13 protein-coding genes are annotated in these 15,771 nt (G+C 71.9%); all 13 read right to left on the bottom strand.

From position 1 onward, the window contains the following. Positions 1 to 14 precede the first annotated feature (14 nt). The 13 genes from IPH07_04140 to IPH07_04080 all read right to left on the bottom strand — a co-directional run bounded on the left by IPH07_04140 (position 15) and on the right by IPH07_04080 (position 15,769). Positions 15 to 2,687 carry a serine/threonine protein kinase gene (locus IPH07_04140; GenBank protein MBK6916572.1) on the bottom strand — a complete coding sequence of 891 codons (2,673 nt, stop codon included), beginning with the start codon at positions 2,685 to 2,687 and terminating at the stop codon, positions 15 to 17. Continuing rightward, positions 2,684 to 3,307, bottom strand: coding sequence for a sigma-70 family RNA polymerase sigma factor (locus IPH07_04135; protein MBK6916571.1), 624 nt, complete (start codon positions 3,305 to 3,307; stop codon positions 2,684 to 2,686). Before IPH07_04135 ends, IPH07_04140 begins: the two co-directional genes overlap by 4 nt. An 89-nt stretch (positions 3,308 to 3,396) precedes the next feature. Next, the gene (locus IPH07_04130) at positions 3,397 to 5,421 is read right to left on the bottom strand and encodes a caspase family protein (protein MBK6916570.1); all 2,025 of its coding nucleotides are present in this window, start codon (positions 5,419 to 5,421) and stop codon (positions 3,397 to 3,399) included. Between the two features lie 99 nt (positions 5,422 to 5,520). After that, positions 5,521 to 6,168: a hypothetical protein gene (locus IPH07_04125; protein MBK6916569.1), complete on the bottom strand. Its 648-nt coding sequence runs from the start codon at positions 6,166 to 6,168 to the stop codon at positions 5,521 to 5,523. Positions 6,169 to 6,309: 141 nt separating this feature from the next. Beyond that, positions 6,310 to 7,089, bottom strand: a complete 780-nt coding sequence (locus IPH07_04120) for a hypothetical protein (protein ID MBK6916568.1) — start codon at positions 7,087 to 7,089, stop codon at positions 6,310 to 6,312. Positions 7,090 to 7,336: 247 nt separating this feature from the next. After that, a complete protein-coding gene (locus IPH07_04115; GenBank protein ID MBK6916567.1) occupies positions 7,337 to 8,500 on the bottom strand; it encodes a cyanophycinase in 1,164 nt (387 codons plus the stop codon). 57 nt (positions 8,501 to 8,557) lie between these two features. Continuing rightward, a complete protein-coding gene (locus tag IPH07_04110; GenBank protein MBK6916566.1) occupies positions 8,558 to 9,133 on the bottom strand; it encodes a hypothetical protein in 576 nt (191 codons plus the stop codon). 75 nt (positions 9,134 to 9,208) lie between these two features. Beyond that, positions 9,209 to 10,243, bottom strand: a complete 1,035-nt coding sequence (locus IPH07_04105) for a hypothetical protein (GenBank protein ID MBK6916565.1) — start codon at positions 10,241 to 10,243, stop codon at positions 9,209 to 9,211. Between the two features lie 142 nt (positions 10,244 to 10,385). Then, positions 10,386 to 11,120, bottom strand: a complete 735-nt coding sequence (locus IPH07_04100; GenBank protein MBK6916564.1) for a hypothetical protein — start codon at positions 11,118 to 11,120, stop codon at positions 10,386 to 10,388. A gap of 358 nt (positions 11,121 to 11,478) precedes the next feature. Next, positions 11,479 to 12,840, bottom strand: coding sequence for a hypothetical protein (locus IPH07_04095; GenBank protein ID MBK6916563.1), 1,362 nt, complete (start codon positions 12,838 to 12,840; stop codon positions 11,479 to 11,481). A 92-nt stretch (positions 12,841 to 12,932) separates the two neighbouring features. After that, complete coding sequence (locus tag IPH07_04090; GenBank protein ID MBK6916562.1) at positions 12,933 to 13,433, bottom strand: hypothetical protein; 501 nt, start codon at positions 13,431 to 13,433, stop codon at positions 12,933 to 12,935. A 165-nt stretch (positions 13,434 to 13,598) separates the two neighbouring features. Continuing rightward, on the bottom strand, positions 13,599 to 14,276 hold the full coding sequence (locus tag IPH07_04085; GenBank protein ID MBK6916561.1) for a hypothetical protein: 678 nt from the start codon (positions 14,274 to 14,276) through the stop codon (positions 13,599 to 13,601). 23 nt (positions 14,277 to 14,299) lie between these two features. Continuing rightward, on the bottom strand, positions 14,300 to 15,769 hold the full coding sequence (locus IPH07_04080; protein ID MBK6916560.1) for an RHS repeat-associated core domain-containing protein: 1,470 nt from the start codon (positions 15,767 to 15,769) through the stop codon (positions 14,300 to 14,302). Between the last annotated feature and the right edge of the window lie 2 nt (positions 15,770 to 15,771).

The raw sequence follows: 15,771 nt of genomic DNA, 5'->3' as shown, positions 1-15,771 counted from the left end.
CTTGGGGGTGCCCGTCACGGCCCGGCGCCGGGCGGGTCGCGGCGCCACTGCTCGGCCCGGGCCCGCAGTGCCGCGACGGTGTCGGCGTCGTCGCCGAGCGCGGCGGCGCGTTCGAGGGCCGCGATCGCCTCGGGCAATCGCTCGGCCCCGTGCGCGGCCTCTGCGAGCAGCTCGAGACCGTCGACCAGACTGGGGTGGGAAGCGCCGAAGGTGAACTCCTCGATCGCGATGGCGCGGCGGCAGTGCTCGAGTGCGCCGTCGAACTGGGCTTCCATCGTGAGCACGCGACACAGGCTGTGGTGGGCGAGCGCGGTGGCGGGATCGTCGGGGCCGTAGGCCACCGCGCGCAGCTCGAGCACGCGCCGCCACGCGACCTCGGCGTCGGCGAGGCGGCCGCTCTCGGCCAGCGCGACGCCGCGGACGACCACGGCCGCGTCGAGCAGACGCGCACTGTGGTCGGTGCCCGCGATGGCCTCGATCCGATCGGCGAGGACGATCGCCTCCTCGGGTCGGCCGGTCTGTGCGAGCAGGTTCGCGAGGTTGGTCAGCGGCACGCCGACGTCGCGGTGGCTCGGCCCGCGCGCGCGCTCGAGCAACGCGATGGCGCGGCGGTGGCCGCCCTCCGCAGCGACGACGTCGCCACGCGCGGCGGCGATGACCGCCAGCGCGCCGAGGTTCGCGGCGAACACCGGATGGTCCGGGGGGTACCAGCGGCCGAGGATCGCGGCTGCCTCCCCGTGCAACGCCGCGGCCTCGTCCCAGCGGCGTCGATACTGCTCGACCCACGCACGCAGGCTGAGCACGCGTGCGACCTGGGGATGCTCGTCGCCGAACTCGCGACGGCGACGCGACCACGCGCCGTCCGCCAGCGCGGACGCGTCCTCGAGCGCGCCGGCCTCGAGCTCGAGGCGGGCCTTGGCGACCATGACGTCGGTGACGAGGATGTCGTCGCCCGTGCGTTGCGCAGCGGCGTCGGCGATTTCGATCCACGCCCGCGCCTCGGCCGGTCGGCCGCGCTCGGCGCCCTCGAGGGCAGCCAGCCGCGCGGCGGCCTGGGCCATCGCGACCGGCGCGTCGTCGGCGATGGCCCCGGTCGCCGCCCGTCGCAGCTCGTCGTCGGCGTCCGCGATCTGGGTGTCGGCGGCGAGCGATGCCGCGAGCGTCCGCGCCTCGGCGAGACGCGTCGACGGGCTACACTCGCGCGCGATCACGACGGCCGTGCGTGCGGCCTCGAGCGCCTCCGCGGCGCGGCCGAGCTCGCGCAGCGTCGTGGCCTCGTCGACCCGCGCGTCGAGCTCGATCGTGCACGGCGCATCGGCGGCCGCCTCACCCTCGAGGTCGAGGCAGTGGGCCGGCGGCGGCAGCTCGACGGCGGCGTCGATGGCCCGCCACGCGCCGGCGTGATCGACCGTCGCGAGCATGTCGACCAGCACGCGGGCGCGCCGATGCAGCCGCGTCAGACAGGCCATGCGAGCGTCGAGAATGGCGGTCGATCGCTCGCCCCGCACGTGGGTGGCCTCGCACGCCCGCTGGGCGCTCTCGCGCCAGCGATCCTCGAACACCTGCAACGCCGCCATCGCAGCGCGGGCGTTGGCCTCGCTGTCCCCCTCGCGCGCGAGCCGTTGCGCCCAGCCGGCCTCGCTCGCGAACAGCGGCGGCAGCTCCGGGTCGGTGCAGTCGGTGCGCGCCGGCGCGAGCTGACGCGCCGCGAGGCCGCCGAGCACGACCGCACCCGCGATCCCGAGCACCGCCGCGCGTCGCCGCGGCGCCGTGCGGACGTGCGCGAGTGCGTCGAGCAGCTCGCGCATGTCCGCGAAGCGGCGCTGCGGATCGACGCTCAACCCACGCACGAGCGCTCGCGCGAGCGGCCGCGGCAGCGAGCGCGGCGGCGAGGCGAGCTCGCCGTCGGCGAGCTTCGCGGCCAGATCGGCGGCGCTGGCGGCGACGAACGGCGCCGCCCCCACCAACGCCTCCCACAGGCTCACGCAGAACGCGAACTGGTCGGCGCGCGGGTCGACCTCGGCGCCCTCGTACTGTTCGGGCGCCATGTAGCGCGGCGTCCCGACCACCGCCGCGGTGGCCGTGCGGCTCCCCGACGGGTCGGACGACGCGACGAGGCTCGCGATCCCGAAGTCGGCCACGCGCACGCGACCATCGGCGCCGACGAGCACGTTGTCGGGCTTGAAGTCGCGGTGCACGAGTCCTGCGTCGTGGGCCGCCACGAGGCCGCGGCCGGCCTGCTCGAACGCCAGCAGGATCTCGCTGCGGCCGCGCGGCTGCTCGCGCAACCACGCCCGCAGCGTGCGGCCCTCGACGTACTCCATCGCGACGAACAACCGATCGCCGGCGCGACCGACATCGAAGATCGTCACGACGTTGGGGTGCTGCAGGCGGGCGGCCGCCCGCGCCTCGCGGAGCAGGCCAGCGTCGCCGTTGGCCTCGCCCAGCTCGCGGTGCATCAGCTTGATCGCGACCTTGCGGTCGAGCTCGGGGTCGTAGGCGAGCAGCACCTCGCCCATGCCGCCGGCGCCGAGCCGCCGCAGCAGCACGAAGCGGTCGACGGTCACGTCGTCGTGGCGGGCGAAGAGCCCTGCCTTCACCCGCGCGAGCACGCGCGCGGCCTCGAGCGACAGGACCGGACCACTCCCACTGCGCTCGGGGTCGACCTCGGTCCGCGTGTCGCTCATCGCCGCGCCGCTCGCTCCTGGCGCATCGCGTCGCGCATCGCACCGGCCCAGCGCTCGATGTCGTCGGTGGTGACGCGCAGGCCCTCGCCCGCGGCGTCGAGCGCGGCGAGGCTCCGCTCGAGCGCGAGCCGGGCGCGGCGCAGCCGGGTCCGCGCGGTGCCCTCGGGCACGCCGAGCACGACGGCGATCTCGGCCCCCGTGAGTTCCTCGAAGTACATCAGCTCGAGCGCGATCTGATCGTCGAGCGGCAGCCCACGCAGCGCTCGGACCAGCAATCGGTGCTCGCGGCGGGCATCGATCGCGCTGGCGGGACCAACCACCGCGTCGAGCACCCCGCTGGCGGTGGCGTCCGGATCGACGTCGAGTCCGCGCCGGCGCCAGTGGCCAAACAGCTCGTTGCGCGCGATCGCAAACAGGTAGGTGCGGAAGCTCGACTCGCCGCGGAAGGCGTCGCGGGCCTCGACGCAGCGCAGGAACGTGCGCTGCACGAGGTCCTCGACGTCGCCGCCGACCTTGTGACGGAAGAAGCCGTACACCGCGGGGAAGTGGCGCTCGACCAGGCGCTCGCCAGCCGAGGCGTCGCCACTGCGCCATGCGTGCACGAGCGCCGCATCGTCCACCGCCCCAGGGTAGCAGCTCGGGCGGCGGCGGATCGTGGGTCGCGTCCGGGCCCGCCGCATCACCCCGGCGTGGGTCGTGCAACCGGGCATCACGGCAGTGGGCTCAGCGGATCGCCCACGGGTGGCACCACGTCGCCGCTCCACGGCATCGCGGCGCCGTAGTCCCCGAGGTGGCGGAACGCGGTCACGCGCCAGCTCGCGGCGTCACCGTGGATCTCGTCCTCGTCGACCACCAGCGCGACGACGTCGCCGGCGATGACGATGCGCTCGCTCGACGGCACGGTCGCGAAGCCGGCCGCCGCACTCGCGGCCCACGTGGTCCACCCGTCGCCGGCCACATGCACCGTGTACAGCCACAGATCGGTGCCAGCGAAGAAGTCCGCGGGGTACTGCGGCCCGGGCACGTAGTCGTTGCTCGCATCGCCGTCGGTGTCGAACACGAAGCCGTACTGATGGTCGAACTCGAGGTCGTCGACGTCGATCGGTGCGGCGACGCGACCGTAGAAGATCGCGGCGGTACCCGTGATGGGCAGCGACGTCGCGGTGCACAGCACCGTGGCACCGTCGCCGGCACCGCAGGGCACGTCGCCATCGAGCTGGACCCCGAGGATCGATCCGCGGTCGATCCAGTCGACCTCTTCGGTGGCGTCGCTGGTGGTCTTGCCGTTGGAGTGCTGGGTCGAGTTGCCCGCCGGCAACGCCTGCCCGCCCGAGCAGACCGCGTCGGTCACGTCGACCCCCAGCGCGTCCCCGAGCGTGGCGGCGATGTGTTGCAGGTCGGCGTCGTCGCAGCTGGCCGGGTCGGTGTCGCCGGAGGTGGTGCCATCGGTATCGGTGCCGCCGGGATCGCCAGCGCACATGGGCGGCGTCGGATCGCCCGTGGTCGGCCGCGTCTTCACGGCGCCGTCGCGCAGCTGCGCCTCGGACCAGCCGCGCTGGTACGCGAGGTCGTACATGCGCTCGCGCAGCGTGGCCTCTGCGACGAGCGCACCCATGAAGCTCCCGCCCTGCTGCTGTGCCACCGTCTCGAGGCGCGCGAACTCGCCGGGGTCCGCGACGATCTCGCGCAGCGAACGTGCGAGCGCGCTGGTGAACTCGCCGCCCTGGTCGTCGGGATCGTCGTCGCCACCGCCGAAGAGGTTCAGCAGCCGGTCATCGAGGTCGCCGTACGACGACTGATCGGATCTCGCCGCGGAGAGCCCGAGATCCGCGACGCACTCGAGGTCGAGCAGCATCGACTCCGAGTGACACGCGTCGACGATCACGATGATCTCGACGCCGGGGTCGAACTTCGCCAGCTGCTTGGCGAGGTCGGCGGAGTAGATCCCGCCGGCCTCACCGTGGCCGAGCGTGCCCACGAATTTCTCGGTCACGTCGATGCCGTGGCCAGTGATGTACACGACGAGGTTGTCGCCCGGCCCCAGCTCCTGGGCCTTGCGCGTGAACCAATCGTCGAGCCCTGCGGCGTCGATGTCACCCGCGGCGCCGGTCGGGGTGCCCTGCGTGACGTCGAATCCGAGGCCGGCGAGGGTCTCGCCCATGTTCGCGGCGTCGAACGCAAAGTCCTCCTCGCCGCTCTGCCCGGCCTCGAAGCCGTTGTACACCAGCGCGGTGCCGAAGCCGGGCTGGCACGCCCCGCCGAAGCTCGGCGCGCTGCCGCCCAGCGCCCCCCGGCGCCCCGGCGCCGATGCCCAGACCCACGCGTCGGCGTCCCAGTAGTCGTCGGCGTCGGTCCACAGTGGCGCGCCGTCGAGGATGGGCCACCACTTCGCGTCGTGCACGGTGAGCTCGCCGCTGGCCCTGTCGACCAGCACGTACCGCGTCGGGTGGTCGAAGCGCGCCCCCGGCTCGTCGTCGATCCAGAAGAACCAAGCGTCGGACTCGATCGCGATCGTGGTGCGGGCGCCGTGCCGCTCGGGCGATCCGACCACCACGCTCGATGCCGGCGACAGCGGCTCGGGGTGCGAGAACACGAGCGTCGGGTCGCCGTCGACGACGAGCTGCTCGACCACGAGCTCGCCCGCGCGTTCGCGGGAGATGCCGTCGTCGGGGTGACGGCAGCTGGTCGAGACGAGGGCGGTCAGGCCAGCGGCACACAGGGCGAGGCGTTTCATCGCCAGGGTCCGATGCGCGGGGTCGGGTCGCGATTGCCGATCGCCGCGAAAATGCCGTCGACGGCCTCGAAGCGCCGACTTGGCGGCGCTGCGCCGGCGTCAGCCACCGGTGATCGTGAGCTCGTAGGGCGCGTCGGCGGTGACGAAGACGTACGCGGTGTCGCCGGGGCCGAGCGCGAGACCGACCTGCGCGAGCGGCTTGTCGCAGGTGTTGGCCCCGTCGCCCAGGCAGCATGGCCCGCGCGCGTTGCAGCCGAATGCCCACGGCGCGTCGAGCCACGAGGCGTAGCCGAACGCCGGGCAGGTGAACTCGACGTGCTCGTCGCCGGCGCCCACGACGTAGGTGTAGTACCGATCGACGCCGCCGCCGGCGGTGGCGGTGAGGCCCAGCTCGAGCGCGCACGGGGCCTCGGGGTTGCTGCAATCGTTGGCGGGCTCGCCGGAGCTCGAGTCGTCCGCGGGTCCAGTGTCCGCCGCCGCGGTGGTGCCACTGCCGTCGTCGCTGCCGCCCTGCGTTGCCTCGGTGGTCGCGGTCGTGCTCGATCCGGTGCTGCCGTCGCCGGACTCGTGCGCGCCGGAGTTCGCGGTCGTGCCGTCGTCCTCGCCGACCGCGGTCGTGCTGCTGTCGACGGCGGTCGTGCCGTCGCTGGTCGAACCTGCCGCCCCTGCCTGGCAGGCGCTGGTGGTCGGGACCAAGGCGACGAAGGTGGCGTGGAGGATCGTACGGACGCTCGGATTTCGCTGCATCGAGGGGGCCGATGCGCGGCGCGGCCAGACGATCTCGATTTCCCGCTGCGGCCGCGAATTCCCACCTACACGGCCGAAGACACCCACGGCCGAAGGCGCGCACGCCCGACGCCGCGCGGGGCATGACCCTCGTACGCGGCGCTACTCCCAGCCGGGATCGATGTTGCCGTAGGGCTGGGGCGAGCCGTAGATCGTCGATGCGAACGGCGTCACGGTGCTCGGCCCGCAGGCGGCCGCGTTGCACGACAGCGTCTGGCCCTCGATGCCCGGCCGCAGGGCCGAGACGTACTGATCCTCGACGAAGCCCTGCGTGCGCACGCCGAGGATGCCGGCGATGAGCCGTAGCAGCCGTCGACCGGTCTCGTTCGAGGCGACCTGACAGCCCGCGAGCGTGAGCACGGTGGTCGCATCCACGTGGGGCCGCAGGCGTTCGAGCGCGGCGGCGTGGCCCTGCGAGAACAACGTGTCGGGCGAGAGGAAGTCGGGCCCGAAGGTCATGCCGATGAAGCTGCCATCGGCACCGGTGGCGCCGTGGTCGAGCAGCAACAGCTCGCCGATGCGGGCGTCCTGGTGGCGCGCGTAGGTCACCGCGAACTCGATCGCGCGGGCGAACGTCGGCGAGGCCGAGACCCAGGTGTTGTTCGATACCCGCGGGTACATCACGGTGCCGGCGCGCCAGATCTCGATCACCTCCTTCGCGATGCTGGCCCGCGGGCGCTCGTCGATGAGACCGCGGGCGTAGGCGTCCTCGCGGGTCATCGTGAAGGCCTGCTCGCCGTCCTGCACGTAGCCGCCCAGCGAGTTCACGGCGACGGCATAGGCCGTCACGATGGCGCGGTCCATGCGGTTGCTGCGGTCGATCGACGGCGCCGGCTCGCGACCACCGAAGAACGCCAGGAACAGCCGCGTGTCACCGGCCATGCGCGGCACCTCGCGACACAAGGGGCTGCTGCTGCGTGCGTGGCTGCATCGTCACCTCTCTCGACGCATGGCAGTACAACGCGCGTGCCAAGCGAGCGCGGCGCGCATCGACGCGCTCGCGCCCGAGGTGGGGATTGCAGCCCCTGCCCGACTTGGGGCCGCGCCGGCCCAGTTCGCGCGCCCGCGACTGCCCGACTTGGGGCCGGACGCAGCGGGGCCGGCGGGGGCCCTCGATCGCGTCGCCCACTCAGTACGGATCCGCCGGCATCAGCCCACCGTCCGCCGCCGACAGCAACTCGCCGGCCACCTCCGTCTCACCCCCTGGCAGCGCGATCGTATCCCCCGCGACCAGTCGCACGCGCTCGAGATCCGCATAGGCCAGCGGCTCGCCCGGCGCGCACACCTGCGGCGTCCCGTTCGAGCGCACCGCGTAGACGGATCCATCACCGACCACGGTGCCGGTGCCGTCGGGGCCGACCAGCAGCGCGGTGCCCTCGTCGACGCCGAGCCCGAGCACGTCGTCGGCCCAGCCATCCTGCACGATGCGCGCGAGGAACCCGACCAGCCGGCCCATGCGATCGCGCTCGTGGAAGTGGCTGTCGGTGATGACGCCGCCGAGCGGCGCAAGGCCGAACATGCCGCGATCCATCGTCATGTAGCGGTTGTACGGATCGGCGAGCGCCTCGTCGGTGTCGACCGTGTCGTTGTACGCGGCGAACACGAACTCGCCGAGCACGGCCAACCCAGCGCTGGTCCCCCCGACGACGGCGCCGCGATCCCACGCGGTCATCACCGCCTCGGCGAGGCCGCGGTCCTTCCACAGCGTCATGTACCGCGCCTGATCGCCACCGGCCATGAACACCGCCTCGGCCTGGGCGACGCGGCACACGACATAGGGGTCGTCGGCGAGTGCCTCGGTGTCGACCAACAGGGTCTCGACCGAGTCGACGCCGCCGATGTCGGCGAACAGATAGTCATTGTAGCCGTCGGCACCGCTCGCCCGCAGCACGACCACGTCACCGCCGTCGACCCACGATTGCCACCACGTGAAGGCCGCGTCGACATCGGGCCCGCCGCCCATGAGGATCAACGCAGGACCCGCGGGTGTGGCGTCGGCATCGGCCGCGTCGCCCACCGACCACCGCATGAGCTCGGCCGGCGGCGGCGGGCAGTCGTCGGGCACGCCCTGCGTCGTCGTGGCGTCCGCGGTGTCGTCGGTGGTGCCCGTCGACGACGCGGTCGTGTCGCCCACGCCGGCGGTGGTCGTGGCCGACGACGCGTCGGCGCCGTCACTGGTGCTGTCGATTGCGCCCGACGACGACGCGTCCGCGCTCGACGACGTGGGGTCGGCTGCGCAACCGAGCGTGGCAGCGATACCGAGGAGTGCAAGCAGGGCGACCTCGCGATGCATCGACTCGCTTGGTACCACCCGCGACCGCACGCGGACAACGTCGCTCCGACAGGGCCTCTAGGCCCGGCGAAAGCGCACGAAGTCCACGCCGCCATCGCTCGTCGCGAACGTCACCGCCCACGTGCCCGCGCCGAGCTCGATCACCCCCACCCCATCATCCGCGTCGATCGCCGCCGGATCGGCTGCGCCGGGGTACGCCGAGTCGAACATGAACAGCCGCCCGTCGGCGAGCTCGATCGTCGCGTGCCCGAAGCTGTGCCACCGCGCGTCATCGACATCCGTCGGGCGCTCGCTCGCATCCTCGCCGACCGAGTTGCGCACGATGTAGCCGCCCTCGCCATCGGCCACGAAGACCGTCGTGACCTCGGCGTCGAGCACGAGCGCGGGGCGTCCACCCACGTCGAGCCAGCCGAAGCCGCCGTACTCGGTGCGCTCGATCGGGCTCACGTCGCAGGCGCGGTCGTAGTCGCACGTGGGCCCGCCGGAGTCGCCCCACGTCCAACCGGGGGGCACCACCGCGCCCGGAGATGGCCGCGTGCCGAACCACTGCGCCGCAACCTCGGCGGGCAGCACGACGACAGGGCCGCCGCCGGAACAGGTCTTGGGTCGTCCGTGCTCGTCGATGTGGATCACGGCGCGGTGGAGCCGGGTCGGGCGACGATGTGACACGCGTGCCGCGGCAGTGCATCGAGCCGGGCGTTCAGACGTTCACGCGGGCTCGAGCGACCACGTGCCATCCGAGGTCGTGCCGCAGAACCACAACGGCTCGCGGTACGCGACCGCGCCGCCGACGTGCAGCGCCGGAAGCTCGGTCGGGTCGCGGGTACCGTCGGCGAGCAGCGCTTCGCCGGCGCGGGTCCGTCGCAGCTCGCAGTCGGTCCATGGGTTGATGCCCGCGACGGGCCGCAGCGCCAACGCGCCACATGAGCTGGCCGCAAACGCATGCCACCGCGCGATGATGAAGTCATCGCCGTAGCGGGTCATCAGCCCGAGCAGCGCGGACGACTCGCCGTGCGCGCGCAATACGTCGACGGGGCGCTGCCACGTCGCGCTCGACACCGCCGAGAGCAGCAACTCGTCGTTGCGGGACACGAGCACAACCCCAGGCGAGCGCCCCCTGCGAGGCAACGCGTCGGCATAGGCACCGAAGCTCGCCCGCGCAGCGGGAAATGCGGCGAAGTCCTGCCACGGCAACGTGGCGACGGCCTCTGGGGTCGGGCTCGCGTAGGCGGTCCACAGGCGTGCGGCCGCCTCGAGCCGATTGGCGCCGACCGCCACCGCCGCGCGCAGCTGTGCGCGGACCCGATCACGACCGAGGTGTTCGTAGGCGGACGCTTCGGCTTCACTGCGCTCGGACTTCGCCCACCTGGCGAAGCGCCACGGCGACCCGCGCTCGCCGATTGCGATCGCATGAAGCAGTCGCCAACAAGCCAGGCGCGCCGGCCAACTCGCGGCCGCCCACAGGACCTTCGCGCGCGCCGGCGCGTCGAGGCAAGCGAGATCATCGACGCAGTCGTCGAGGACGCTCGCGTCGAAGCCTCGCGAAGCCCAATACGCGCGCCGCAGCTCGGATGTTCGCGCGACCTCGACGGCGACCGGGCCCACAGCGAGGTTGTCGCGCAGGGCGTGGACATGCCGGTAGCCGAGCTGCCGCAGTCGCCCGGCGACCAGGGCCCCATGCGCGACGTGCAGCACGCGATGGCGCTGCCCGGCGTCTGGGTGCGCGGTGATCGAGATGGTCACGGCCAACGATACCCAGGCTGGGCAGCTCGCGCGGCCCCACGCTTTTGCAACCAACGCGTGGATCGAAGCAGGATCTGCGGACGGCTCCAAGGTTGACTCGCATCGATGTCTTGCGCTCGATGCAGATCGCTCATCGCGACGGTCACAGGGAACGCAATGCCCGCTGTGCACGACATCGACGCTCGAGCTCGGCGCCCCACGAGCGGCCCGCCTCGGGCATCGGGCCCTCACGCGCCAGCCAGGCAGCGCTCCGCGCGAGGCCGACCAAATCGCCATTGGGTGCGGTCGCCATCCGCGACGCCACGGGCGACTGCATCACCTGGTCGAACATCCGATCGGCACGATCGAAGTCACCGACGAACGCCGCGAACCAGGCGACCTGCAAGCGCCAGATGTTCGACGTGTCGGTCTCCTCCACGAGCTCGAGCTCGAGCTCCGCCCAGGTCACATCGGAGCAGTCGATCTTGCCCGCCTCCGCCTGTGCAGTCGCCAGCCAGCAGCGCGGCAGCACGCCGCGACTGCCGTCGAGCGCAGCGACCGCGTCCGCAGGCCGGCCGCTCGCCATCAGCACCTCCGCGCGACTCCATGCCAGCTCCACCGGGTGGATCTGCGTCGGACCGACTCCGGCATCGAGATCGTCGAGCAGTGCCAGCGCGTCGAGGTAGCGCTCCTGGGCGAGTGCGACTGCGGCGCGGGCGATGGCCCGCTCCAGATCGGCATCGATCTCGCGGGGTGGGAGTTTGGAGCGCGGAGCGTCGACATGCGCCCAGAAGCGTTCGGGCAGCTCGGTGATCCAACGATGCAGGCCGAGCGCCTCGCTGGTTCGCGGATGTCGGAAGATCCGGATCAACGTCGCATCGGTCGGGGGTCGCTTCATCGGACACGCGCCTCCGCGCGGGTTGTGACGTTGCGACGTTGCATACCCGCACGGCCTCGGCAGCTACGCCGCCCCGCCTGTGGGCGTGCTCTCCGAACACGCATTCGCAGCACGCGTACGTCACGCTCCGACCCCGACGCGCTCCTCGCTTCGCTCAGCACGAGCGGACCATCCTGCGACCAGGTTAGCACGCCGACTCGCTGCGGCCCCTGCCCGACACGGGAGCCGTCCGGTGCCCCGGCTCGCGCAACCGCGATCGCGCCGCTGTCGATGAGCCCGGCCACGCCGAACCTCCGCTCGAGCGACCCACCGTCGCGTTCGTCCGGTCACCGCCGCCGGCCAGGACTCGCAGGTCGCCTCAGCCACCGCTTGGGCGCCTGCGCGCGCGGAGCCGTCGAGCCAGCGCCGTCCTCCGTGGGTCGCGCTCGGCATACACCGCCAGCGCCTGCTCGAGGCACGCCCGCTCGCGCGTCGCGTTGCCTTCCAAGTGTGCGGCGGCGGCGAGTCCCTGCCAGGCGTCGCCGACCCCGTTCGGGTATCCGAGCGCTGCAAAGTTCTCGCGGCATCGCTCGAAGAAGCGCTCCGCCGCGGTCGCGCGCCGGCGGGCGAGCTCTGCGTTCCCTGCCAATCCGAAGATCCTCGCCGCATCGAAGCGAGCGACTTCGGGGACCGGCAGCTCTGCGACGCGGCAGCCGATCCGCACGACCTCGTCGTCGTCACTCGCGGCGGCCGCGAGCGAGGCGCGTGCACAGAGGACCTCGAATCGCAGGATCCTCGGCAGTGCCGACTCGGCAAGGCTGAGCCATCGACGCGCCTCGCCTGCTCGGACCGAGCCCTGCGCGGCCGCTGCGACCGCAACCATGAAGTCGAGTGCGTTTCTCGGGCCGCCTCCCGTCGCGGCTGCAAGCGCCGACGCCAGGCCCTCGCGAATGAGGGTGTTGGCGCGGCGGCGCGAGCCCTCGACCACCGCTTCGCAGGCCAGGGTCTGCAGCAGCTCGAGTCGCACGCTGGGATCCGCGCGAGCACGCCGGAGGATCGATGCCCTGACAGCACGGGCCTCGTGGGGTCGGCCGAGGCCGATGAGCGCCTGGGCGCGGGCGCAACTCGCCGCGCACCATTGTGCGGGATCGTGTTCCGGACGAGCCGAATGCTCGGAGCGACACAGCGTCTCGAGCACGCGTTCGTCGTCGCCGAGCGCCAACTGGCTGACCGCGGCGCCCAGCCGGCACGTCTGCGCCATCAAGCCGAACCCAGCGGCCCCCGAGAGGATCTCGCAGCCCGCCCGGAAGGTTGCTCCGCTCGACCGCCACCGCCCTTCGCGGAGCAGAAGCCAGCCCAGCGCTGCGTGATAAAGCGGCTTGCGCGTCCTGGCCGGGCACGAATCCCACGCCGCCTTGGCCGCCAGCAACTCGGCCTCGGCCGACAACGGCTCGCGCGAAAGCCTGACGGCAGCGATGTACTCGAGGATCTCTGCGAGCTGCGCAGGCGTGCCGCTCGTGCGGCATAGCGCCTCGGCGCGTCGGTACCAGCGAAGCGCGGCATCGCGTCGGCCCTTGCTCATCTCGGCGAGACCTCGCTGGAGGGCCGCCTCGATGCGCCGCGCATCGCGTTCATCCGCGCCCTCGGCACGGCGTCCCGGTCCCCGCCCGATCTCAGCCCTGGAGCTCGCGTACTGTTCCAGCGCTCCGTGGAGCGGCACCATCTCGACGAACCACGCCACGAGTTGCGGCGAGGCTGCCCGCGATCGAGGTCGGCGTTTCGGCGACGTCATCGGGTCTCCGCGCGATGCGAAAGCGCGTCGTCCCCGTCCCGTCACGCGCCACCTCGATCGACGCCACCCAGCGGTTCCCACGCCGGGTAGCGCCAGAATGCGCGCGGGGCAGCGCAGACGTGGCCGCGCTCGACGTCAACCAGGCAGCCAACCACGTCGCGCCGCCGTTGCAGCGTCACAGCGAGAAGCCGAGAGTCCTGCGACCACGCAGGTGTCTGCCACAAGCCGGGAACCTCGCTCAGCTCGCCCGGCACTCGTACGACCAGGCGGAGTTCTGAGCTCGCCGGATCTGGATGTTCCCGCAGCACCAGGGTCCCGGCGTCGGACAATGCTGCGGTCATGCGACCGTCCGGGGACACCGACGCCATCGCTTCTCCGGCGATCTGCGCGAGGATCGAGCCATCGCTCGCAAACCGCACGTGATGGCCTCCGCTGCATGCGACGAGCTCACCGGTGACGCTCGCGGTCACGTGCGCGCCCGAACGCAAGATCGCCACGGGGCGTACGGATGCTCGCTTCAGCTCGTAGCACCACAGCTGCATCGAATGATCGGGCAGGCTCTCGCAGATCCAAAAGGCGTTCGCCGATCGCCGTGAAGTCCCACACACGCCGCGGTGCTCCTGCAACCACCCCGTCGCCGCCGTTCATTCGAGTTCCTCGGGACACCGCTCGAGACGTCGCACAGTACGGGGCGGAGGTCTGCGGCGTCATCCCGCCGTCGCCTTTGCTCTCAAGCGGTCGAGCAATCCGGCCGTCCAGCCTACTGCACGCTCCGCCCCTACACCGTCGACGGCGAGGCCCGTCGCGGTCATGGCATAGCCGCGCCAGTGCTCGTACGGCGTGTGGCGAACCAGCCTTCGATCCCTGAGCAGCTGCTCGAACAGCCGCTCGCAGCGCTCGAAGTCACCCGCAAACGCGGAGTGCCACGCATATTGCAGCAAGTTCAACTCGTCCCGCGACGCGCCCTCGTCGAGCTTCGCGAAGACCTCGTCGGCGGCCGCGACCTCACCACTCTCCACATACGCGCGTGCGAGCCAACAGCGCGACAGCGTGCTCTCGGCCGCCTGCAGACATCCCGCCGAAGCCCGGGCTCGCCCCGCGACCAAGAGAACCTCCCCCCGGCAGCGCCCCACGAGCATCGGCGGTATCGTACCACCCGCCACCGCGGCATCGAGGCGACCGAGCATCTCGAGTGCCTCGTCGAACTCATCTCGCAGATAGTGGAGCAGCGCCCGCGCGAGGGTGGTTTCCACCGCTGGATCGGGAGCGTCGGTTGGTCTCGAGCTCGGCGACGGCGCGTCCCACATCTTGCTGGGGAGCTCGGGGACGAACAACCTCGCGGAACTGCCGGCCGCCGCCCTGGGGCGGCAGAAGATCGAGACCATGACGGCCCAACCAGGTGGTCGTCTCATGGACATAATCCGGCGTAGGCATGGCCATCATTGCATTTGTAGGAGCAATACTCGATGATCTTCTGCCGCTCGGAATCCCATGCCTCCCAACTCGGAATGTCCGAGTTCACCCAGCATTCGCGTTCCGGCCGCTCCGCTGGTTCCCGGTACGGCGACACTCGACTCACTCGATCACGCAGCTTGTCCGCGATCGGGCGGCAGCTCTCCGGCAGCCGAAGATCAAAGTCGAACCGCGGAAACGGCGGAAGCTTGCAGGCCCCCGACGCGAAGCACACCGCTTGCGCGTACAACAAGCTCGCGCCTGTCGCGACCAGGGACGCGCACCAGGCACTGGCTGCGCACGCGGCAGCTGCCGCGCCGATCGGGTTCTCCCCATTCGGATCCACCAGGTTCACCGGATCCCCTTCGCAGTACGCGAAGTGATTCGTCCCCCCATCGAACCCCACCGGGTCCTTCGAGATCCACCGCCCGATGCTCGGGTCGTACTCGCGCGCGCCGAAGTGCACCAACCCCGTCGCCGCGTCGTACAGCCCGCCGGCGAACCCGAACGGCTGGAACCCGGGGTTCGTGTCGAGCAGCACCTCGCCCCACGGGCCCCCAGGACCGGCATAGTCCAGCCGCTGCGCGATCGCCCCGGTCGCCACGTCCACCACCAGCCGCACGCTGCCGACGTGATCGACCACCAGCCGGTACGTGCTGCCGTCACGCAGCACCAGGTCCGGCACGTGGCCGTGGCTGCCGTACACGAACCGCGACACCTCGTCGCCCGCTCCGTCCAGCTCCGCCACGACCTGCAGCTGGCTGCGGTACAGCCACTGCTGCTGCAACACGCCGTCGACCGACCGCGACACGCGTCGCCCTCGCGCGTCCAGCTCGTACTCGACCAGCGTCGCATCCGGCAGCTCCACCGCCACCAGCTGTCCGAACGCGTCGTGCTCGTACTGCGTCACCGCGACAAGCCCCAGCACATCCTCGCTGCGCGAGAGCAGCTCACCCGTCACCGCGTACTCGAACTCCACGTCGCCCTGCACGACCAGCCGGTCCTGCGCGTCGATGCTCGCCGACGCCACCGTCGGCGTCCCACCGACCACCGTCGTGATCTCGATGCGGTTGCCGTTCCCGTCGTACTCGTACGACGCCACGTTCGCAGCGTCGACGTCCACCGACGACAGCCGCCCGGCCTCGTCGTACGCGTACGCGGTCACCCGTGCATCGCCATCCACAGTCTCGGTCACCGTCACGATCCGCCCGAGCTCGTCGAGCTCGTACGCAAAGCTCGCGACCTCGTCACCGTCGTAGCGCGTCACCGCGGTCGCGACCGACCCCAACGCGTCGTACGTCCACGCCACGTCGACCTCGCCGACCGCCGCGCTCGTCAGCAGGCCCGAGCTCCCCGCGTGCACCAGCGACTCGTCGCCCGCGCTCGTCAGCAGCCCGTCGCCGTCGTAGCCGAACGCAACGCTCACGC

It is taken from the genome of Deltaproteobacteria bacterium (assembly GCA_016709225.1).
GTDB lineage: Bacteria > Myxococcota_A > Polyangia > Nannocystales > Nannocystaceae > Xiheibacterium > Xiheibacterium phototrophicum.
Note: the sequence above shows the minus strand (reverse complement) of the source record. Positions and strands in the feature narration are given on the sequence as shown.

Excerpts from the sequence above, each read along its gene's own strand:
- IPH07_04090 (MBK6916562.1), bottom strand. The coding sequence starts at position 13,433 with ATGCAGCTGTGGTGCTACGAGCTGAAGCGAGCATCCGTACGCCCCGTG.
- IPH07_04140 (MBK6916572.1), bottom strand. The coding sequence starts at position 2,687 with ATGAGCGACACGCGGACCGAGGTCGACCCCGAGCGCAGTGGGAGTGGT.
- IPH07_04085 (MBK6916561.1), bottom strand. The coding sequence starts at position 14,276 with ATGGTCTCGATCTTCTGCCGCCCCAGGGCGGCGGCCGGCAGTTCCGCG.
- IPH07_04120 (MBK6916568.1), bottom strand. The coding sequence starts at position 7,089 with ATGGCCGGTGACACGCGGCTGTTCCTGGCGTTCTTCGGTGGTCGCGAG.
- IPH07_04100 (MBK6916564.1), bottom strand. The coding sequence starts at position 11,120 with ATGAAGCGACCCCCGACCGATGCGACGTTGATCCGGATCTTCCGACAT.
- IPH07_04130 (MBK6916570.1), bottom strand. The coding sequence starts at position 5,421 with ATGAAACGCCTCGCCCTGTGTGCCGCTGGCCTGACCGCCCTCGTCTCG.
- IPH07_04115 (MBK6916567.1), bottom strand. The coding sequence starts at position 8,500 with ATGCATCGCGAGGTCGCCCTGCTTGCACTCCTCGGTATCGCTGCCACG.
- IPH07_04125 (MBK6916569.1), bottom strand. The coding sequence starts at position 6,168 with ATGCAGCGAAATCCGAGCGTCCGTACGATCCTCCACGCCACCTTCGTC.